The following is a 19,844-nucleotide window of genomic DNA, read 5'->3' as shown; positions in this document are numbered from 1 at the left end:
TTAAGTCGTCAGGAAGGTATGGCCAATCAATACGGTAATATCGGCATTATCTATAAAATACAGGGTAAGCTGGATGATGCTAGACATGTCTGGTTGAAAAGTGAAGCCATTTTTGTGTCCGTTGGCGCCACCCCTCAAATCGAATTAGTTCGAGGTTGGCTGGAAAGTTTAGAAGCAACAACAGTAGATTAGACACACCGGCAAAGATACCTTGCTGCAGGGTGAGCCTTCCCCCTGATTTCATATCATATGTAAACCACTTTCCACGCTCCAATGGGCTCCATAAATTTTTAAACTCGTCACATCAAAACATCGACGAGCGAGAAAATTATGGAGTTTTTACCACTCCCCAAACAGCCCAAGTCTTGTGTATTTAGGTTGGTACCAAATAGTCAGTTACACGTTAATAAAGCAAATAATGCGACAGAAGTATTTGATAATGAGGGCGCGTATTGGGAATTTGACGTTGAATTTGCAAATGTGCCTGAAGCGGATGCGTTGGTACTGGATGCATTTTTAGTAAAATTGCGCGGCTCGGTGGGTGCGTTTTTGATGCATGACTATCGCTATGAGCAAACACAATTAACCACAAATGCCTATGTGAGTGGCTCATATCAAGATGGTAATACGTTGGCTGTTACCAACCTGCCTGCGGGCCAAATGTATGCGCGCGCTGGAACTAAAATTCAAATTGGCTCAGGCGCTGCCGCTGAGCTTAAAATACTCACACAGAATGTAGAGCCTGCAAATTACGGTGCGACGCTGTTGCATTTTGAATCGCCCATGCGTCGCATTCCTATGCATAACACCCCTGTTATTTTTTATAAGCCAGCTGGTGTATTTCGGCTCGCAGATAACAAACAAGGTTTGGCCGATGCGCAGTATAAAAGTGGTGTTGTGACATCGTGGAAAATTAAAGGGCGGGAGTCGTTTTAATGGAAGCCGTCAAACTGTCGTTAATTAATAAAATTGCCAATGGCCGTATGCGTTATTTTGTGCGTTTAAACCTACAAGAAGGCGATTTGCGGCTACACACAGGTGTGGGCGAGCGGCGCTTTTTAAACAGCACTTGGCTGGGCTTGGGTGCGCTTGGTCAAGTAAGCGAAATACCTGCAAACGATTCAAATACGATAAGCAGCATTCGCCTAACCCTCACCACCCCAAACTCAGACATTTTAGGTGAAATAGCAGCGCACGACCCAATTGGTGCGCCAGTTGATATTTATTTAGTGAGTGTAGATGAGCACTATCGCGTAGATGAATATCAGTTGATTGAAAGCGGGTTTATCGTCTCATGCGATACAAAGCGTGGTGCATTGTCAAAAATCAGTTTGGCGGTCACTGGCGAGTCTGAGCGCTGGCAGCAGGCGCGCTTGCACCAACGTTGGAATGACTCAACACAAAAAGCACTTTACCCGGGGGATGCGTTTTTTTCTGAGCATTCATCCACGGTTGAAAATGTGTTGCCAGACACGCAACCAGGACGACGCGTAGGAGGTGGTAATGAGTTCCGTCACCGTTAAATTAGTTGCATATATTCTCGAATGTGGTGGGCGTCGGTTTAAATTTGGCCAGTTTGACTGCTGTTTGTTTGTCGCAGATTGGGTTAAGTACGTGCGTGGGTTTGACCCCGCCCCTGAGCGTGGCACTTACACCACATTTAAACAGGGTTTAAACATCATTAAACACGGGTTTAAACACATCTTTGAACAACGTTTAAACGTTAAAACTACACTTGTTGATTTTGCTAAACGTGGTGATGTGGCTTTGTGTGAACATAGCGGTGAATTAGTGGGGGGTATTGTTGGATTGGGTTGTGTATATTGCGTGTCTGACGAGGGGTTAACGACTCTGCCAATTGACTCGCTTCGCTATGTTTATGCGTTGGAGGACATTCATGAGTAAGGTGGTTGATGTTGTTGGTGATGTGGTCGAAGGTGTGTGGGATGCCACCGTTGGTGCTATTTTTGATGGTTTAACCCCAGATATTGACCAGCCAGAGCAAGACACCGCAACGCTTGCCAAAGGTTTGCAAAAAGGCATTGATAAGCCACGCCGTATCACATTTGGCCGTGACCGTGTTGGCGGTGTTATTGCGCACCAAGCCACCGTGGAGCGTGGCGAAAAAGAGTTTATTCAACTGATTATTTTAATCAACGGCGCATCGATTGATGCGCTCGAAAATGTGTATGTAGCAAACAAGCCGCTAAGTAGCTACCCGCGTGAGTCGTACGATTATGCATTGGCCGATGGCCGTCATACGCATGCAATTCAACTGGCTGTACAACGAATGGAAGGGTGGACGAGTCAGCACATAGGCTACGAGCAAGCCCATATTTACATTGAGTTTGAGAATAACCGCGATGTATTCCCCGACGGCATTAGCGATTGTGAGTTTTTAATACGTGGCGCACGTGTGTGGGACCCGCGCGACGCGAGCCAAAACCAAAACGACAAAAACACATGGAAATGGTCACAAAATGCGGTGCTATGCACCCTGCACTACGTGCGTTTTTATGGTGCTAATCGCGTACCTGACAATCACCTACCGCTAAATTGGTGGAAAGCCGCTGCAAACGTGTGTGATGAGCAAGTGCCCTACACCTCCGCCAGTGGCCAAACGAAGCATGAACCCCGCTACACGGTAGACGGTACATTTAGTTTTACATCAAAGCCGATTGAGGTTTTACAGCAATTAGAGCGTAGTTTTGCGGGCAAAGTGTTTCGGCAAATGGGCCATTGGTACGTGCGCGTTGGTGCATGGTATGGCAACCCAACATACACAGTAACAACGGCAGATATTCGCGGCGACGTTAAAATAAAATGGCATGCTGATTTACGCGCCCGGGCGAATATTGTTCGGGCCCAGTTTGTTGACCCAAACCAGCAATATGAGCGAACCGACGCACCGCCAGTAATTGCTGATGGTTATTTAGAAAAAGACGGACAGCAATTAGAGCAAACAATAAACCTGCCATTTGTGCGCAGTAGCGCTACTGCTCAGCGCCTTGCAGCTATTCATTTAGAGCAAACACGTTTAGGTGCGATTGAATTGCCACTTAGGCACGTTGGGTTACGTGCCGCTGTGGGTAGAACCATCAAAGTTAATATACCCGAGTATCACATAAACAATAAAACGTATCGCATTGTGGGTCGTAAATTTAAAATTGACGGCGCGGTCACGTTGCAGTGTATCGAAGACAGTGCCGCAATTTGGGCTGACGGACTCGTTCCGGGCGTCAACGATTTAACCCTAAATACAAATTATGTACCCGGGCAACTCAAAGCTGTTGAGGGTTTAGTGGCGTCTGTACGAAGTGATGGTTATTACATGCTCAAATGGAGTCACGACACACCCGATGCAGTCATGCATTATAGTGTTGATATTTATGTGATTGAGGGTGAAGAAAAACGCAAAATAGACAAGCAGTTGGTGAACTTTCAAATTGCATTACTCAGCAATTTACAAGTGGGTGAATTTATCGCTGAAGTTAAAGCGGTGAACGTGCGCGGTAAAGCCAGCGCCCCCCACGCCATTGATTTTAAAATTGATATACCCCAGCCCCCGCAAGTGCTGGTTGATGTGAGCGATGTAAGCGCGACGCTTTCAGCAATATTGTTTGATAATACGTTAGGTACCAAAATCGAATGGCAGTGGCTTGGCACTGAAGACGCGCCAACAGACAGCCCTATTGTTACGTCAAATGTTTATACAAAAAACGGATTAGCACCCAAAACAACCTATCAATATAAATGTCGCGCCGTGAACAACGTGGGCGAGAGTGATTGGGTTGTACGTAGTGTAACAACCGAAAGCGCGGTCAATCATATTTCACTGTCTACCCTGTCATTTGAACTAACCCAGTCGCCCACGTGGACAGGCACAGGTATTGGTTGGACCCCTGCTAATCTGACCCATACTGTAAAAGCGGTACTGTATGACAAGATAAGCAAAACCCTGCTTGCCTATCAAGCGCTTACAGTGACGTTAGACGATAGCGTTGACGCACAAATATTTATTGAACAAACTGATGACCGACTAAACAAAACCGAATTGCCGTTTGAGTTGCAAGTAGATGAAAACGGCACCAGTTCAGTGACGGTTACGGCGTATTACGATGGTGAATCGGCCAGACAAACATTTAGCGCAATCGGCGTAGGACCAAAAGATTTATCGGACATTACCGAGCGCCTAGATGACATGGACGAACTAGCTGAGTCTGTTTTAGAGCAAGCGTTAAACGCTGAAAATGTATTTGATGCTGACTTGCAAAGCACCCTGCACTTAGAGCAAAAAACCGATACCACAAACGCCACAATTAATGAAGCAGTAGCCGCACAAGCGAGCGAAAACGAAGCGATTGCAACAAAGATTAGCACGGTTAAATCTGAGGTTGATGATAATAAAGCGCAAATTATCGATGTGAACCAAACTATTGCGACTACTGAGCATGCAATCTCAACAAAAATCACACAGCTAACATCAACAGTTAATGACAATCATGCTGAAATTAAAACGTATTACATCACAAAAGCGGATGCAGACAACGCTGTGTCGCAAGCAAAAGCTGAGTTAAAAAGCCAAGTCGATGACAATTTAGCGTATCTCAATCAAACGTTTTATACCGCAGCTGATGCAGACGCAGCCATTGCAACGTCTAGACAACTTCTTGAGGTAAACATTGATGGTGTGGAACGCGCTGCAAATGAGCGCATTGAGCATGTTGAAGCGGACCTGGTTGGTAATAGCCAATCAATATCTAGTTTGATATGGCGAGCAAATAATGCTGATGGCTCAATAGGTGCGCTGGCATCAAACATTACACAAGTCAAAAATACGGCAGAGGGGAACTCGACGGCAATAAACACCGTAACGTTAAAAGCAAACAATCTGGAAACAGGATTGAGCGCGGTTACTGGGCGAGTTTCAGCCGTTGAAACCAAAGCAAGCGGTACTGCTACAGCGGTTGAAGGGCTCACCACGCGAGTGACAAACACAGAGAGCAAATATGCATCGGCCAATCTCACGTTAACGTCACATACAAACCGACTGGGCGGGCTTGAAAGTCGCGCGCAGCTGTATGTTGATGTAAATGGCAGTGTAACTGGCGTTGATATTACACCAGGGAAAATGAAATTTGCTGCAGATACATTTGAATGGCATACCGAATCTAAAGGCGTTATCAAGGCGTCATATGGGCATATGTCTTTTTTTTACGATGGGGTTAGACGAGGCTACATTAGCTCCTCTGCAAATGCGGCCCTTGGCTGGGTTACATGTAATAACTTGACTGTTAGGCCAAGTGGGGAGATAGGTGCTTTAATTCAAGCTCAAAGTAAAGCAATAGAAGCTAAAGCCACTCGTTGGGCTCTATACGCAATACAGGGGAAGATAGGCCCTCATACATCTGCGCATGAAACGTTGTTGCCAAAAGACCTAAACCCAGAGATGGGAGACATCATTTGTGATGATGAACTGATGCATATTGCGGATATATCTAACGCGATTTGTACTGCAAAACTCTCATGCTACCCCTTTGATATTACAGTTCGAGGAGTCTATAGCGGCCGCCGACGTTTAACAGACTTTCAGTCAGCAGGATTGGTGGGGTTTGATGAATGGGAGCAACTGGCCTACCTCTATGATATTGCTGAAATAAACGCAGGCGGCGAAGGCGCGATGAACGTGTGTGGTGAAGGTGGCAACTTGCAAACGGGCGATTTAATTTGCTCAAGTTCAATGCTCGGCAAAGGCATGCGCCAACCCACTCAAAGCGAAGAGCGTTACACCATTGCGCAAGTACGCCACAACGTTATTTTTGACTCCCCCGACCAAGTTAAACAGGTCGCTGTTATTTATAAGCGAGGTTAATCATGGCTTATTCAATAGGCACAATCTCAATACAACAACACCATTCAATTATTACCGGTAACAACACATTGTTTGTGCAAGTTGCTAAGGCCCAAGCGGGCGACTTACTGTGTTTTATTGCTAATGGCCGCGATGTATTTTTACAGGTTGTTGAAGTGCTCGGTGACTCACTGTTGCGCGTTGCTATGATTGATGGCCAGCAGTTTTCTCCAAACTACGATGCAAACAATATCAATTATGGTTTAGTCCAAAACTTTACGTCAACGACGACTGCCCGTTTAGCAAAAAGTTTAGCCGACCTACAAACAAAATGGCATCAACGTGAGAGCGAATTAACGGGTTGGTTCGTCAGCACCGATGACACCTACCCAATCACCACATTCTTGGGCGAGCAAACAGCTATACCGACACCGATAAAAATTGCTGAGCTTGCTCAAGTGGCTATGACGGCAAGCGCTGACTTAGCCAACATGGCTCAAATCATTGAGGCCAACAAACAAAGTTTAGCCACAGTTGAGCCACGTATTGCTAACTTTGATGCGGTTTACCCACAGGTGATATCGGCCGGCAATAGCGTGACTGCAAAGCATGATGAAGTGGTCACGGCGCATGCTACAGTGCAATCGCATGCAAATACGATTGCTGAACAAGTACTGCAAGTAAGTGCAGCTCAACAAGTGATGTTTTCACTCAAAGCAGATATTGAGCAAACTGCTCAGCAGGTGGATTTAGACCAAGCCCACAGCCAAGCCGCAGCGGCGTTGTGTACAGTCGCGCAGTCGCAAACACACAGTGATGCACAAACAGTAAGCGCCGATAAAACAGTGGTTGAACAGCTCAAAAGTGACCTACTCACATTAAGCACTACGTTAAACGCAGCAATGACACATGCGCAGCAACAGATCGCCAGCTCAGCACAGCAAACCCAAACGCAGGCAACGCAAAAACAACAGGCAATTGCATCTACAGCAAACAATGCAAAAACCAGTGTTGAACAAACAGCCAAGCAGTTTATACGGCAAACAGCAGTAAGAGAGCAGAACACTCAGCGCCATGCATACAACGCGATGAATGCGAGCAACCAAACCACACTTGCACTCAATGATGTGAGGCAGGTTTCAATATCGGTGCATGATGATTTAGCGCAGGTTGAAAATGCCAAAGGCTCAGCGCTGACAGCAAGTGAGCTGACACAGCGTCATGTTAACAGCGTTTCGCTTGATACAGTGCACAACAAAGCCTACGCGGCTTTATGTGCCTTAGGCGCTAAATTACTCGCAGAGCAAAACAACCACATTAATACGGCATTAAATGCCGCATTAAACAACACACTCACACCGCAACAAATTAACCAACTATTCCCAGTTTAGATATAAATTAAGGTAACCACCATGAGCACAGAACTGACGAATGCAGTTACAGCGCTGGAAAATGTAACTGCAAAACACACCCAGCTAAACACTCAGTACCAAGGCACACACGATGCCTTGGCAAGCAACAGCCAAGCCATGACCGATTGGCAAACACAACAAGGCACGGTAGAGCTGACTGACCAAAACGGCAACAAACACCCAACGCCAACGCTCAAAACCCTAGTGGAACAAGCGCAAAGCGTGAACCCACACCCAGATGTAATGAGCAAAGCCCAGTTTGATGCACTACGCCAAATGCGCAAGCAGCAATATGCGGGTTCAGGGTTTGTAGAGTGGGGTAAGCATAACAATTCAGGCACTCATTACAACACAATAAATGAGGGGCTGTGGACAGTGACAAACGTTCCTAACAGCTTAGTTTGTGGCGATAAATTTGTACGTTCTGGTATCTCAAATTCAGACCAATCTGTTGTAGTAATTGACGGTGCTCAACTTCGCGTGGACTGTGTTCGCTCAAGTAATAACAACGCTATATTTGAATTCCCACCCGCCCCAGACGGCACCAAAACCTACGACTCGGCTACAGGTACAGTGACTCGACACAGTAACTCAGAGGTTGCGTTTGCATCAGAAACCGAGACAAACAAGGTCATTACCTCGCGTAAAGACCTGGTGTTTTTAGAGTCATGGCATGAAAAAATTGCCGATAAAGATGTGGTTTACCCACTGGGCAATGTGCAATACGGCGCTAACAGCTATCAAGGTATTGCACTGCTCAACAACCTTGTAGCACAAGGTTACTCAGCGTTTGGTGAATGGGACCAAAACACCAAAGGTTATGGTGTTAAATGGTCAACACTGACTGATGAGCAAAAAGCGGTGTTCTTAAGCGAGCCAGAGCACAATATCTACTACGACCCAAAAGCCAAAGCGTATATTCAAGTGCGGTATAGGGTTAGAGTTGTAGAAGGGCTCGGTGATAACTGGCAAAGTGTTCAGGCCAATAGTATTGCGACAAACGGCTATATGGCCTATCAATCTGGGGATGCAATTAAGCCGAGAGGAAGCAACATCAATGTTGATGATTTTACTTCTCATGGTGATAGTACCCGTGTTGGCTACATTAGCAGTGAATCCATACAAGCTAACAATGTAGGAATAGCTGTTAATCAGCCATTGTCAGGGCAATATAGCATATGTAAATATGGTTCAGGGGACCCTGATAGATCAATGAACCACGGCTATAAAGGGTTATGCTTTGGGGTGCCAATCGCACTAGTGCAACGCTTAAACCAAGGTGCTTACCATCCCGTTTACAACCCCATGGGTTGTAATGGATTTGCGCACATTGGTAATTTAGACACCTATGCTGCTTATTGGCATGGAGAGCATATTGCGCGTAGCCCATATTGTACTCTTGATTGTTTTGTTCCATATGCACAGGGCGGTGCTCGAACAAATTCAAACGAATTTGGTCATATTTCAGGAACTGGTAAATGGTCGGGCAGAACTGACCAATATAAATACCACGACGCCATTTACGCAGGCCAAGTAGAAGACTTACGCTTAAACGCCAATAAGCTCGATGTAAACCAACTTCGTGAAGACACCATGCGTAACGCAGTGGCAGGGTTGTTTAGAGGTAAGAACAAAACTCCATATACAATAGTAAATCAAGGCTTATGTAGTGACTCTGGAATGGCCATTTACTTAGAAAATGGTAGTCACGATGTACCATTAACAAAGAACTTAAAGTTTTATGGGTCAAATAACTATCGTTCTTACCCAAATTATACAACGGTTGATGGTCCAACGGTGTGGATTCGGTTTCTAGACTTTGGTGATACAGACTCGGAGAGCTATGGCGGTGGACACCCACTTGATACATGGATTGCAGTTGCAAAGTTTCAAATACTAAATAGCAAGCAATCTATTGCGATGATTAACCCGAACACCGGTACTAATGTCTGGTTTGGTAGTGGCCGCGCTTCAACCATTTTAGCGCAAATCATTATGCCCACCGAAATGAGCTGTGAATTCGACTCACTCCCTTGGGTAGATATCATAGGAAGCCCTGAAAATATCGCCGCAACTTTTCCTGATGGTGTTGTTGGGCAGTGGGTTCCTCACATCATTGATAATACGCAAATACAGAATGTTGCATTAAACAGGAAAAGCAATGTTTTAGTTGGAAATCAGATTTTTACACATGACAATGGACAAACGTGGACATCGAACACGTTTGCGATAAACGCGGTTAAAAACACCCGTACACTTGCTGAAAATGAACAAGATATAGTAATTATTCAACATTACGAGTCCTCGTCTAATTTCTCTGAGTCTTCGCAAAACTTAGTCGTTCTTGGTGATATTCAAAATGTTTATGCAAGCCAAGCATATTTGAATGAGTACGGTAACAGGCTGCAATTGAGCTTGGTTGGAAAAGTAGGTAAACGTAACAGCAGTGCGTACTTTCAAGAGCTTTTAGCTGTAAGTAAACATACGTTTTTCAGTCCAAATCAGACGCTAGGTTGGACATCAAGAGAAGGCGATGAACCCAAACATACGGGAGTTAGTCTTGACGCACCTAACGACCAGTCTCCAGGTTTCAAAGCTCTTTACTCATGTACTAAGCGAAATGGTCTTATCTATCTACAATTCCACGGTGCAGAACTTAAACACAACGGCACCGATTGGGGAGATGATCAAACCATTCCTATCGTTGATGGTGAAAACGTTAAAATCGACCTTAACGGCAACACCGTTAAAGTGTTTTGCCATCACACTCAATTTCCCATTGGTATTGCATACAACAACTAAGGCCCTGCTATGAGCGAACAAATAATTGAACAAGTAAATGAACCTGTCGCAGAGCAGCAGCCTGTGACAACGTATCAAGATGTACACACTAAAATTGCCCTGCGTCACCCACAAGAGCAAATAACGCAAGCACTGCAACTGGCTATCGAGCAAGAGCAATCGGCACACGAACAAACCCATGCACAGTGGCTTGAAGCGCTACCTGCAATACAAGAGGCTATTGAGCAAGCAAGTGCACACAACGCTGACAACCCAACAGAGCTAGTTGAATTGCCAGTATTACCATCAGAGCCATTAATTGATTTAGCGCTCCGCCGCGCTTGCTATGAGGTTAAAAAGGTTAACGTTGACTTAGAGCTTACAACCGAGGCCCAAGCAGCGCACGTTGTGTGCGATGACGAAGCCCTGATTGCCTATCACCACCCTAAAACTATCGCTCACAGCGATGAGCAAATCGCCAAAGTAAAACGCGAACGCTTTAAAGCGCAGCGCGCAGCAAATGTTGCCGCTATAACTGTTGAAGTTGACGGTATGGCGTTTGATGGTGATGAACTAAGCCAGCAGCGCATGGCCAGAGCAATACTATTAATGTCTGATACCGACAAGCAGCTTTGGGTTTTAGCTAATAACGACATAGTTGAAGTAACTCGTGACCAGCTAAAACAAGCATGTATTTTGTCAGCGCATAAGCAGTCGAAACTTTGGGTTGAATGATAAGTTTAAAAGGCGTTTTAACATAATTTATCGCTGTCTAAGTTTAAACGCCTTTTTTTCTAATTTCGCGCGCCGCATTACATTTGGGTGGCAATTTACCAAATGTATATCGGGTTGATGTAAAATTCTAATAATTAAACTTTTTATAAAACTAGCTATCTCGCTTAAAGAGTTTTGCCATGTAATGCGTGCTAAGATACATTTATTTACATAGCCGTTATCTAGTAGCACACCCTTATTTAAAGAGCATGCGCTTTGATCATCTATCAAAAGTAAATTGATATTGTCCCGCTGTTTGACTATCCCAACTATAAACTTTAAATCGGTAATAACCATAAGGTGCTTGAAATTCTATGCGCTCGTTAGATTGAGGTTGTGTAGACACCGCGACCACTTTCCACTGTTGTAAAGTATTATTCCATTGCTCCAAACTCAGCTCTAAGTCTGCTTGGTTGTTGCCAGCTAGCCGAGCAATTAGTGTACCTCCTTGATATTCAAACCACTGGCCGTTAGGTTGAATGTCAACTTCATCAGGCGTTGATATTTCACCAAAGTACGTTTCAATTTCACTATCACCTTCTTTAATAAGGCCTACTTGTAAAGTCGCGTTACTAACCGCGGAGTTGGCATATACACGAATATAAAATGGTGCTGTTCGCGCGGCCAAGCTACATATTTCGTCATTGCCTTGATTTGCACTGATACAGTCATAAGTTTGTAGATTAGGTAAACTATCTTGTTGAACATAAATATCAGCGTTACCTTGCCCACCTGCCAGTGTAAACTGAACTAGCTCAAATTCATCTGTTGCATTTACTATAAAGCATATAGTACTCACTCCCAAAGCATGACGATCTAGCTAGTTTTGTATCTTCATATAAAAGTTAATTGCCTTCACCCAGTTAGAGTTTAAGGGTAAAAAATTTTGGCATGTAATGCGCTGTAACATACATTTATTTACATAGGTGCTACATTTATTTAAGTCTACAAGGAGCGGCACAACGGCATTTTTATTTAATGGATTGAATAAGCGGTAATTACCTTACTTTTAACTTTAACGAGCAAGATTGAATTGTGCATTGACTACAGTAATGGCGGCTGCGTTTATCGGTTGTTTACGACGCTATAGTTAAGTAGAAATTAAATCAAGGAACTATCATGACCCATTGTAAACTTGGCAGTGAAATAAAATGTAAAACCATTCCAGAACGTGTTGAAGTTGCGATTGTTGGCGCCGGTATGTCGGGCCTTTATAGCGCTTGGCGACTTAATAATGAAAAGAACATCAGCGATTTAGCTATATTAGAGCGCTCGAATAGAACCGGTGGGCGCTTAGACTCGGATTTAATTAATTTCCATAATCAAAAAAAAGGTCCAGACCAACCTGACATAATAACCGTCAAAGAAGAGCAAGGCGGTATGCGCTTTTTGTTCGATAGTATGGACGATTTGATGGCATTATTTCTTGAGCTCGATTTGCAGGATGAAATTGTGCCGTTTCCTATGAATAGCGGTGGTAATAATCGCTTATATTTCCGTGGAGAGAGTTTTTCAGTTAATGATGCAGCAAAAGATGATTTTGCGATTTGGTCTGAGCTATATAATTTGGATCAGCCAGAACAAGGGATGAACCCAACAGAAATTGTTAACGTTGTCTTTAATCGTATTTTACAAGCAAATCCTCAATTTAATGCTCGCCCAAAGGTTAAAGGCCCTCAGTTTTGGCAAAACTTTCGTTTAGAGTGCAAATGGAACGATAAAGGTTTAAATGAGTGGTCATTATGGGACCTATTTTCTGACATGGGTTATTCTCAAGAATGCATTACCATGCTTTATCGCGCACTTGGCTTCAATGGCACTTTCTTGTCGAAAATGAATGCTGGGGTGGCATACCAACTGTTAGAAGATTTTCCTGCGGATGCTAAATTTCGTACTTTTAAGGATGGGTTTAGTACCTTACCGAACGCTTTAGTTGAGAAAATTGGCGAAGAGCGTATTCACCTTCAGACTGAAATAGAAGCGATAGACTACGATGCTAAATGTAAAGAGTATTCACTAAAATATACTCGCACAGATGTAAATGGCTCAGTGACTTCAGGGACTATTCGAGCCGAAAAGGTGATTTTGGGTTTACCAAGACAGGCGCTTGAGCGGTTGTTCATTGGCTCAAATGCATTTAATAGTTTACCAAAAGATGAGTCTCAAAAAATTTGGAATACACTACAAACTGCAACTAATCAGCCTCTCCTTAAGATTAACCTTTACTACGATACACCATGGTGGGCAACAGGTATTACAGGTCGTCCATCGGTTGAGTTTGGTCCTAATTTTGCCGATCTTCCAACTGGCTCCGTCTACCCTTTCTATGCGGTTAACGAACCATTGGTTGCTGCACTTATGTATGAGGAGCGCAAAACCAGTGCTGATAAAAAAACTCAAGCCAAGCTTGATGTAATTAATGCACAAAAGTATGACCGCCCTGCTGCGTTAACTATATATTGTGACTATCTAAATATTAATTTCTGGAGTGCTTTACAAAATAAAGGTGAGCTCTATCACAATCCACATCAAGATCAGTATGTATGTGATGTGCCCTCTGATATGTATCCTGCATCTGTAGGCGTTGTTGAACAAGCAACTGCGTTTTTTAAAGATATTTTTGATACACGCTACGTACCGCAACCGGTGCTAACGAGTGCGCGTATTTGGGAAGGAAGCGTTGACTTTGATTTACCAATGAGTCAGCAGTTTGGTTATGGTGTTCACCAGTGGGCGGTAGGTGCTGATGACAAGCAGGTAATGCAAGAGCTCACTGAGCCTTTGCCTAATTTGTTTACTTGCGGTGAAGCATTTTCTGATTACCAAGGTTGGGTAGAAGGAGCGCTACGCTCAACTGATCTTGTATTAGAAAAAGGCTTTGGTTTACAGGCACTAGACAAACTTTATCAAGAACAAAATGGTATACCTTCATCTGCTGCGATTACTGAAGCTTATGAACAAAATGCTTCAAAGTTAATTAATGAATATATAGACCCAACTTTGAGCATAAGTGATGCACCTATCGATGAAACCTTCGATAGGAATAGTATTTTAGGTGTAAATTTAACTTATTTCGATAAAGCTTAAGTAAACACATATTGGAGGCTAAACACCTCCTTTTTATTGCAAAATTTCGAGAAAAAACATGAATAATGTAATTGACCAATATTGTGTTGCTGATTACTTAAAGCAACGTTTAGAAGAGATAGGTGTGCAGCAAATGTTTGGTGTTGCGGGTAACTATACTGCTGCGCTATTGGATGTAATTTTATCTGATGATAACTCACCAATCAAAATCTCTGGTAATGCTAACGAATTGTGCGCAGGTTATGCGGCTGATTCTTATGCACGATTAAAGGGGGTAAGTGCGCTTTATGTTACCTATAGTGTTGGTGCGTTTAGTTTACTCAATACCATTGCAGGGTCATTTGTTGAGCAAGTCCCTGTTATTTTGATAAATGGTGCACCAACAAACAAAGAAGATCAAATCTCAAAGCAGGCAGGGTTATTGTATTCACATACTACAGGGTATGATTTTGTAGATATACATATGTTTAAACCTATCACGGTGGCGGCAGAGCGAATCACAAACGCGCAACAAGCGCCCTATCAAATAGATTCTGCAATAACGGCAATGTTGACTCTCAAGCGCCCTATTTACTTTGAAGTTGCAGAAGATGTATGGCGTACGCCGTGCCAAAAGCCACAAGGTACACTTCAATCCGGTATTGATGCCACAATCACAGTAAGCGAAGCGAGTAATGCAGCACAAGCAACCGTAGAGCTAATGCTAAGCAAGCCTAACAGTATTTTTTGGGCGGGTATTGAGTTGCAGCGGTTTGGCTTACAGGATAAGTTTTTAACATTATTGGATATACTCAATCATTCGCACACACTGCCCAATCAACATATTCACTTTGTAACAACAGCTTTAAGTAAATCGGTTATTGAAGAAACACACCCATGGTTTGAGGGGTGTGTCACACTCAAAAATGAAGAAATCACCGAGCTTGTGGGTGAAGATGGTGCGCTTATTGGTATCGGAGCGTGGACCACCGGTAAAGATACCGGTAATGAAGACATTCGTAGCAGCAAAACCGTGTTAGCTGCACATGATGGTGTATTTGTTGGCGCTGAGTTTTACCCATCAGTTCAGCTAGATAAATATTTAGATGCTTTAATTGATAAATTTACTGAACTGGCGAAAGTAGAGTCAGCAAAATTTGCTGGTTTACGCTTAACTAAGCAATTATTGAAAGCGGCACGGACGTGTCCAAATACCGATAGTACGCTAGGATACGATAACTTTTTTCATGCGATGAGCCAATGGATCAGTGAAGATGATGTGATGGTTGTTGATGCAGGCTTCCCTTTGATAGGCGCACAAGGCGTTAAAATTCCTTCTCGTAATGGCTTTATAGCTCAAGCCGCTTGGTTATCAATCGGCTTTTCAGTTCCTGCGGGAACCGGTGTAAAGTGCGCAATGCCAGACAAGCGCGCTATCGTTGTTGTGGGTGACGGTGCTTTTCATGAAACTTGTCAAGCTGTTGCAGATCAGCACGCTTATGGTCAAAATACGGTGGTGTTTGTTATTGCCAATGGTATTTACGGCATCGAACAATACTTGGTAAACCCTAATCCATTTAGGCACCCACCTGTTGATTATAAAGATGAATTGCTTGATAGCGTTTATGCCTACAATGAGTTGCCAAGTTGGAAAATAGCAAAACTCACTGATGCATTTGGTGGTACTGGTCGAACGGTCAGCCATATGAGTGAACTGCTGGCTGTGATGGAAGAAATCAGATGCAAACCTGATACTAATTTCTTGGTGGAAGTGTGTATACCAAAAGAAAATGTTCCGCTGTCAATTGCTCAAGAAGCCGGTACAGCAGTAGGTGAAGATGAGATCGAAAACCCAAATTGGCCACCTGCAGGAAAATTTTAATTATTCACGATAAATAAAGGCTCTTAATGAAGTAAATGGGCCTTTATTTTAGCTCCACTCAAATACGATATTTTTTACTTAGCCTATGGAATATGTAAACCCCTTTTACATATTGAAATCAGTTAATTGTTTTCTTTTAATATGTAATTAAGTCTTTGTTTATTATATAGTACATTTTTTATTAAAGAGGAACTAAGCAACTGTTTCGCAATGTTTGATTACGGTGTTTTTCAAGGTAGTTATCGCCTAAGCTGTTAAGCTGCTTCTTTTTTGTTTTCTGAGTTTAACTTTACATTTCCTATTTCATCCCAATTTCTAATGTTCTTTGACCAGCGCTTAGGATGCTTTTCTTTTGCTCCGCTATATAGCTCACGGCGTTTTGCCAGTATCGCTTTATCTTCTCCATTGTGGCGTTGCGCCGGTGTTACAAATTTGATCCGACTATGCCTGTGCTCATGCTTGGGGTAAATTGCGCCAATGCCCATCTCCCGTATTATTCTGACAATCCGCTTACGATTAACGTGGCGATTCTTTTTAGCCAGTTCAGTGCGAATACGCCAACTGCCCATAAATGGATACTGGAGGTGAATTTCATCAATCATACGGCGCAACTCAATCTCCTCAGCACAGAGGTCTATGGGCTGATAGTAAGCGGTCGAGCGAGCAGTATTGAGCAGCTCACACTGACGCTTTATCGATAGTTGGGTGGATTTATCCAGCGAATGCTTACGCTGTGCCCGATCTAACGACCGAGCACTTTCGCCAAAAAATCATTTTCCATGGTTAACTGACCGATTTTGGCGTGTAGTTTATCTGTGATCTGCTTTAATCAAACAGGACACTTTAATAATGGAATATAATCCAATAATTGAGGTGTTAAATGACAAAACGAACAAACAGAAGTTACACAGCAGAATTTAAACAAGAAGCTGTGGCATTAGTAACCGAGCAAGGTTACAGCGTACCCAAGGCAGCAGCGTCTTTAGGTATCACTGATAAATTACTTTATAACTGGAAAGCCAAGGTTGAAGCTGAGCAATCTGGAGCCAGTTTAAGTGCTAATGAGCGAGCTGAGCTTTTAAGGTTACGCAAGGAAAATAAATAACTTAGGATGGAAAAAGAAATCTTAAAAAAGGCCAGCGCCCTCCTGCTAAAGGAAACCAAGTAACGTTTAAAACGATTAAGCAGTTATCTTCGGTGTTTCCTGTAGTTAAGCTCTGCAAAGTGATGAAAGTAAGTCGCAGTGCTTATTATGCTTGGCTTAAACGGCCAGCAAAGGTTATTACTGTAGAGCAGCTTAATTTATATCGAAAGGCAAGGCACTTCTTTATGAAAAGCAGAAATAGCTTAGGCTACCGAGAGCTTAGAAAGAAACTACGCAGTGAGTGCTTTAACGTCAGTGATTGTGGCGTTCAGAAATTAATGGCAACACTTGGTCTAGTAGTGACTCAACGAGTGGCTTACAAGGTAACAACCAAACGTAAACACAGTGATGCCGTTGCAGATAATCTGCTGAACCAGAACTTTAACCCTGTTGCACCCAATCAGGTGTGGGCTGGTGATGTAACGTATTTGAGAACTGGCGAAGGCTGGATGTATCTAGCCATTGTCATGGACTTATATTCTCGTTGTATTGTGGGTTGGCATATTGATAAACGCATGACGACTGATTTGGTAAGCAAGGCAATGATGAAAGCTTATAACTTACGTCAGCCACCAAAAGGCTTAGTATTTCACTCCGACAGAGAGTCACAATATACCAGCAAACATTATCGTAAACTGTTAGCTAACTATGGCATAAAAGCTAGCATGGGCGATGTCGGTGCGTGTTGGGATAATGCGGTTGTTGAACGATTCTTCGGCAGTTTAAAACATGATTGGTTGTTGAAAGTACCACAGCCAACTCGTGAGTATATGAGAAATGATGTAACGGCGTATATTCGCTATTACAACTTAGAACGACTTCATACAGCTAATGGTGATCTGTCGCCAGTAGAGTATGAGCAAAATTCCTTAAGAAAAGTGTCCTGAATTAGTTATGCAGAACATACCTCTTAAATCAGGATACTTCGAGGGTACAAAAGACAAAAAACGTGTCACTCCAACCCAAAGACCCTGCGCTGATATACTTGCCAATATGCCAATATGCCAATATGCCAATATGCCAATTAAAAACTCCAAAAGTCTTACCTTTAATTTATTTCTTGATGGAAGTGAAATATCTCACCTAAATTAAATAGCACAACTTTCCCATTGTCAGGGCCAACTTTTTTCGCATTTACAGCAATTGAAAAAGCAAGATTTGAATCATCACTAACTGAAAAAGATACCGAAGCAGCTTTTCTACCCCCGATAATCATACGCGCATTAGCGATATCAGCCGAAGAACTAAACGTTTTTGTTATTAATTTAATAAAGTTACTGGCCATATTATTACTCTCGTATTCTTCATATCGATGTAAAGCATTTTCATTGCCAGTAAATTGAATGCTAGATAATATAAAATAATCGCAATCATCATCCTCACTTATGACATCCATGTTAATTTCTAGTGAATCTTTTGATTTCAAAACATCTGTAGCAAACGATGTTGTTTTTCCATTATTTGTTGTACTACCTGAATAAAGGTTATATTTATCACTAACAGCATTAATAATCATAGCTAACCCAGAATCAAAACCATCCCTGAAATCTGCATATAATTTACTCCTGAGAAACAAAGGTAACCTACAGTCATCTATAACTAAGGGTAATATTGACAGCTTATTAGGCTCTAACTCTAAGTGTAAGGATGCTTCAATTTCTCTTTTTACCCAATCTGAATTTAAAGCGCTTTTTGATAAAACGATACAAACAAATGATGCCTTTTCTAAAGCATTTTCAATACTGCCGCTTATCGAATCTCCCAAACCTAATTGCCATTTATCACGCCAAATTGGTATATTCCTTTCAATTAAAGCTAACCCTAATTTTTCAACAAACGCCTCATCTTTATGGCTATAACTAATAAATACTGACATTATTCGTCCTATTTTGAAGTAATCACTTGATACTAATTAATTAAAAGCACAGATACTAACCTCACTGTACACCTATACTTTTATCAAATAGTTGAACATATTACTAATAATTGTTTTAAGTTTTGAGGTTTTAAATCACTGTTAATAGGTAAATCACCAGCTATTTGATCTTTGTGTTGTTGAGTTATTTAAGCGAATAGCTTTTGGCATTGACTGATGCCGGTTCGCCGTTTTACTTCTAAATGCGCGTAGTAGCCGTCAAGCTTATTGGGTCGCCCTACCGCCCCTTTGAACACTTTGGTAAATTGTGTGGTGAGTTTTAACCAGTTTTCAGGAAAGCAACAAATTAGAAAAAGCAACAAATTAGACAGCCATCATAAAATTATCAAACAATGGACACGCAAAGCCATTACCTTTGATATTTCTATGCCAAAAGCACTTCTTCACTACTATTTTTAGTTTTATCCGAGGGTTTAAGAGGTAATTGCAAAAAATTAGTCGCTGTTTTGCCTATTTTATCAGCATGATTGCGGTTAAGTGTTTTGTGTTGTTGAGTTATTTAAGCGAATAGCTTTTGGCATTGACTGATGCCGGTTCGCCGTTTTACTTCTAAATGCGCGTAGTAGCCATCAAGCTTATTGGGCCGCCCTACTGCCCCTTTGAACACTTTGGTAAATTGTGTGGTGAGTTTTAACCAGTTTTCAGGTGCTATGCTTAATCGCTCTAAAATAGGAAGTGTGCGTTGCTCTATATGTCCGCGTTTGTCTTCTCGCATACAACGCCCTGTTAGTTCAACTAGCTCTAAGTATGACTTTAACTCAAAGGGTAACCCTTTGGGCATGTGTTTTCTGGGGCTGCCTGCAAAGCGAGCAAGTTGTTTAGGTTGATTTGCCTCTTTTGCGGCTTTAATTCGCTTTTGAACACTGGTGTGCTCAGAGTCTTCTGGTGTTTTTGCCATCTTCGCTCTGATGGGGTTTAAGTCAACATACGCCATACAGGCTGCCAGTGCGGCTTCATCTAAGAGTGCTTGCGATTTAAAACGCCCCTCCCAAAACCGA

The 19,844-nt window shown here is 42.6% G+C and carries 13 protein-coding genes and 4 pseudogenes; 11 read left to right on the top strand and 6 right to left on the bottom strand.

Going from position 1 to position 19,844, the window contains the following annotated elements; all coding sequences use genetic code 11:
* The 8 genes from SANK73390_RS18695 to SANK73390_RS18660 form a co-directional block, all read left to right on the top strand.
* Positions 1–192: hypothetical protein (locus SANK73390_RS18695; RefSeq protein WP_462767896.1), on the top strand; the 192-nt coding region annotated here is incomplete at its 5' end.
* 138 nt (positions 193–330) lie between these two features.
* Positions 331–936, top strand: a complete 606-nt coding sequence (locus SANK73390_RS18690) for a hypothetical protein (protein WP_462767895.1) — start codon at positions 331–333, stop codon at positions 934–936.
* Positions 936–1,523 (top strand): hypothetical protein, encoded by a 588-nt coding sequence (locus SANK73390_RS18685; RefSeq protein WP_462767894.1) that lies wholly within the window; start codon positions 936–938, stop codon positions 1,521–1,523. The genes SANK73390_RS18690 and SANK73390_RS18685 overlap by 1 nt, the downstream gene beginning before the upstream one ends.
* Positions 1,504–1,905, top strand: a complete 402-nt coding sequence (locus tag SANK73390_RS18680) for a DUF6950 family protein (protein ID WP_462767893.1) — start codon at positions 1,504–1,506, stop codon at positions 1,903–1,905. Before SANK73390_RS18685 ends, SANK73390_RS18680 begins: the two co-directional genes overlap by 20 nt.
* Positions 1,898–5,872: a hypothetical protein gene (locus SANK73390_RS18675; RefSeq protein ID WP_462767892.1), complete on the top strand. Its 3,975-nt coding sequence runs from the start codon at positions 1,898–1,900 to the stop codon at positions 5,870–5,872. The genes SANK73390_RS18680 and SANK73390_RS18675 overlap by 8 nt, the downstream gene beginning before the upstream one ends.
* Before the next feature lie 2 nt (positions 5,873–5,874).
* A complete protein-coding gene (locus tag SANK73390_RS18670) occupies positions 5,875–7,242 on the top strand; it encodes a hypothetical protein (RefSeq protein ID WP_462767891.1) in 1,368 nt (455 codons plus the stop codon).
* A gap of 21 nt (positions 7,243–7,263) precedes the next feature.
* Positions 7,264–10,065: a hypothetical protein gene (locus tag SANK73390_RS18665; RefSeq protein ID WP_462767890.1), complete on the top strand. Its 2,802-nt coding sequence runs from the start codon at positions 7,264–7,266 to the stop codon at positions 10,063–10,065.
* 9 nt (positions 10,066–10,074) lie between these two features.
* A complete protein-coding gene (locus tag SANK73390_RS18660; protein WP_462767889.1) occupies positions 10,075–10,779 on the top strand; it encodes a DUF4376 domain-containing protein in 705 nt (234 codons plus the stop codon).
* Between the two features lie 259 nt (positions 10,780–11,038).
* On the opposite strand, the gene SANK73390_RS18655 is transcribed toward SANK73390_RS18660, so the two are convergent.
* Entirely contained in the window at positions 11,039–11,617 is a 579-nt protein-coding gene (locus SANK73390_RS18655; protein WP_462767888.1) for a PPC domain-containing protein, read from the bottom strand.
* Positions 11,618–11,937: 320 nt separating this feature from the next.
* Here SANK73390_RS18655 and SANK73390_RS18650 point away from each other — a divergent pair, with 320 nt between their 5' ends.
* Entirely contained in the window at positions 11,938–13,905 is a 1,968-nt protein-coding gene (locus SANK73390_RS18650) for an FAD-dependent L-amino acid oxidase (protein WP_462767887.1), read from the top strand.
* Between the two features lie 58 nt (positions 13,906–13,963).
* Positions 13,964–15,766, top strand: coding sequence for an alpha-keto acid decarboxylase family protein (locus SANK73390_RS18645; RefSeq protein WP_462767886.1), 1,803 nt, complete (start codon positions 13,964–13,966; stop codon positions 15,764–15,766).
* 254 nt (positions 15,767–16,020) lie between these two features.
* On the opposite strand, the pseudogene SANK73390_RS18640 reads toward SANK73390_RS18645, so the two are convergent.
* Together SANK73390_RS18640 and SANK73390_RS18635 are read right to left on the bottom strand one after the other, a co-directional pair.
* Positions 16,021–16,224 (bottom strand): annotated as a pseudogene (locus tag SANK73390_RS18640) (IS3 family transposase); the annotation flags it as partial.
* Positions 16,225–16,580, bottom strand: a pseudogene (locus SANK73390_RS18635) (IS3 family transposase); the annotation flags it as partial.
* 66 nt (positions 16,581–16,646) lie between these two features.
* Here SANK73390_RS18635 and SANK73390_RS18630 point away from each other — a divergent pair.
* Positions 16,647–17,797 (top strand): annotated as a pseudogene (locus SANK73390_RS18630) (IS3 family transposase).
* A gap of 161 nt (positions 17,798–17,958) precedes the next feature.
* Here the strand turns inward: SANK73390_RS18630 and SANK73390_RS18625 are convergent.
* The 3 genes and pseudogenes from SANK73390_RS18625 to SANK73390_RS18615 all read right to left on the bottom strand — a co-directional run.
* Complete coding sequence (locus SANK73390_RS18625) at positions 17,959–18,786, bottom strand: toll/interleukin-1 receptor domain-containing protein (protein WP_462767885.1); 828 nt, start codon at positions 18,784–18,786, stop codon at positions 17,959–17,961.
* Positions 18,787–18,974: 188 nt separating this feature from the next.
* A pseudogene (locus tag SANK73390_RS18620) lies at positions 18,975–19,121 on the bottom strand (transposase); the annotation flags it as partial.
* A 224-nt stretch (positions 19,122–19,345) separates the two neighbouring features.
* Positions 19,346–19,844, bottom strand: a 499-nt coding sequence (locus SANK73390_RS18615) for a transposase (RefSeq protein ID WP_462767884.1), incomplete at its 5' end; no start/stop codon positions are given.

This window comes from Pseudoalteromonas sp. SANK 73390, assembly GCF_054966645.1.
The sequence above is the reverse complement of the archived record's forward strand: the minus strand, read 5'-3'. Positions and strand labels throughout refer to the sequence as shown.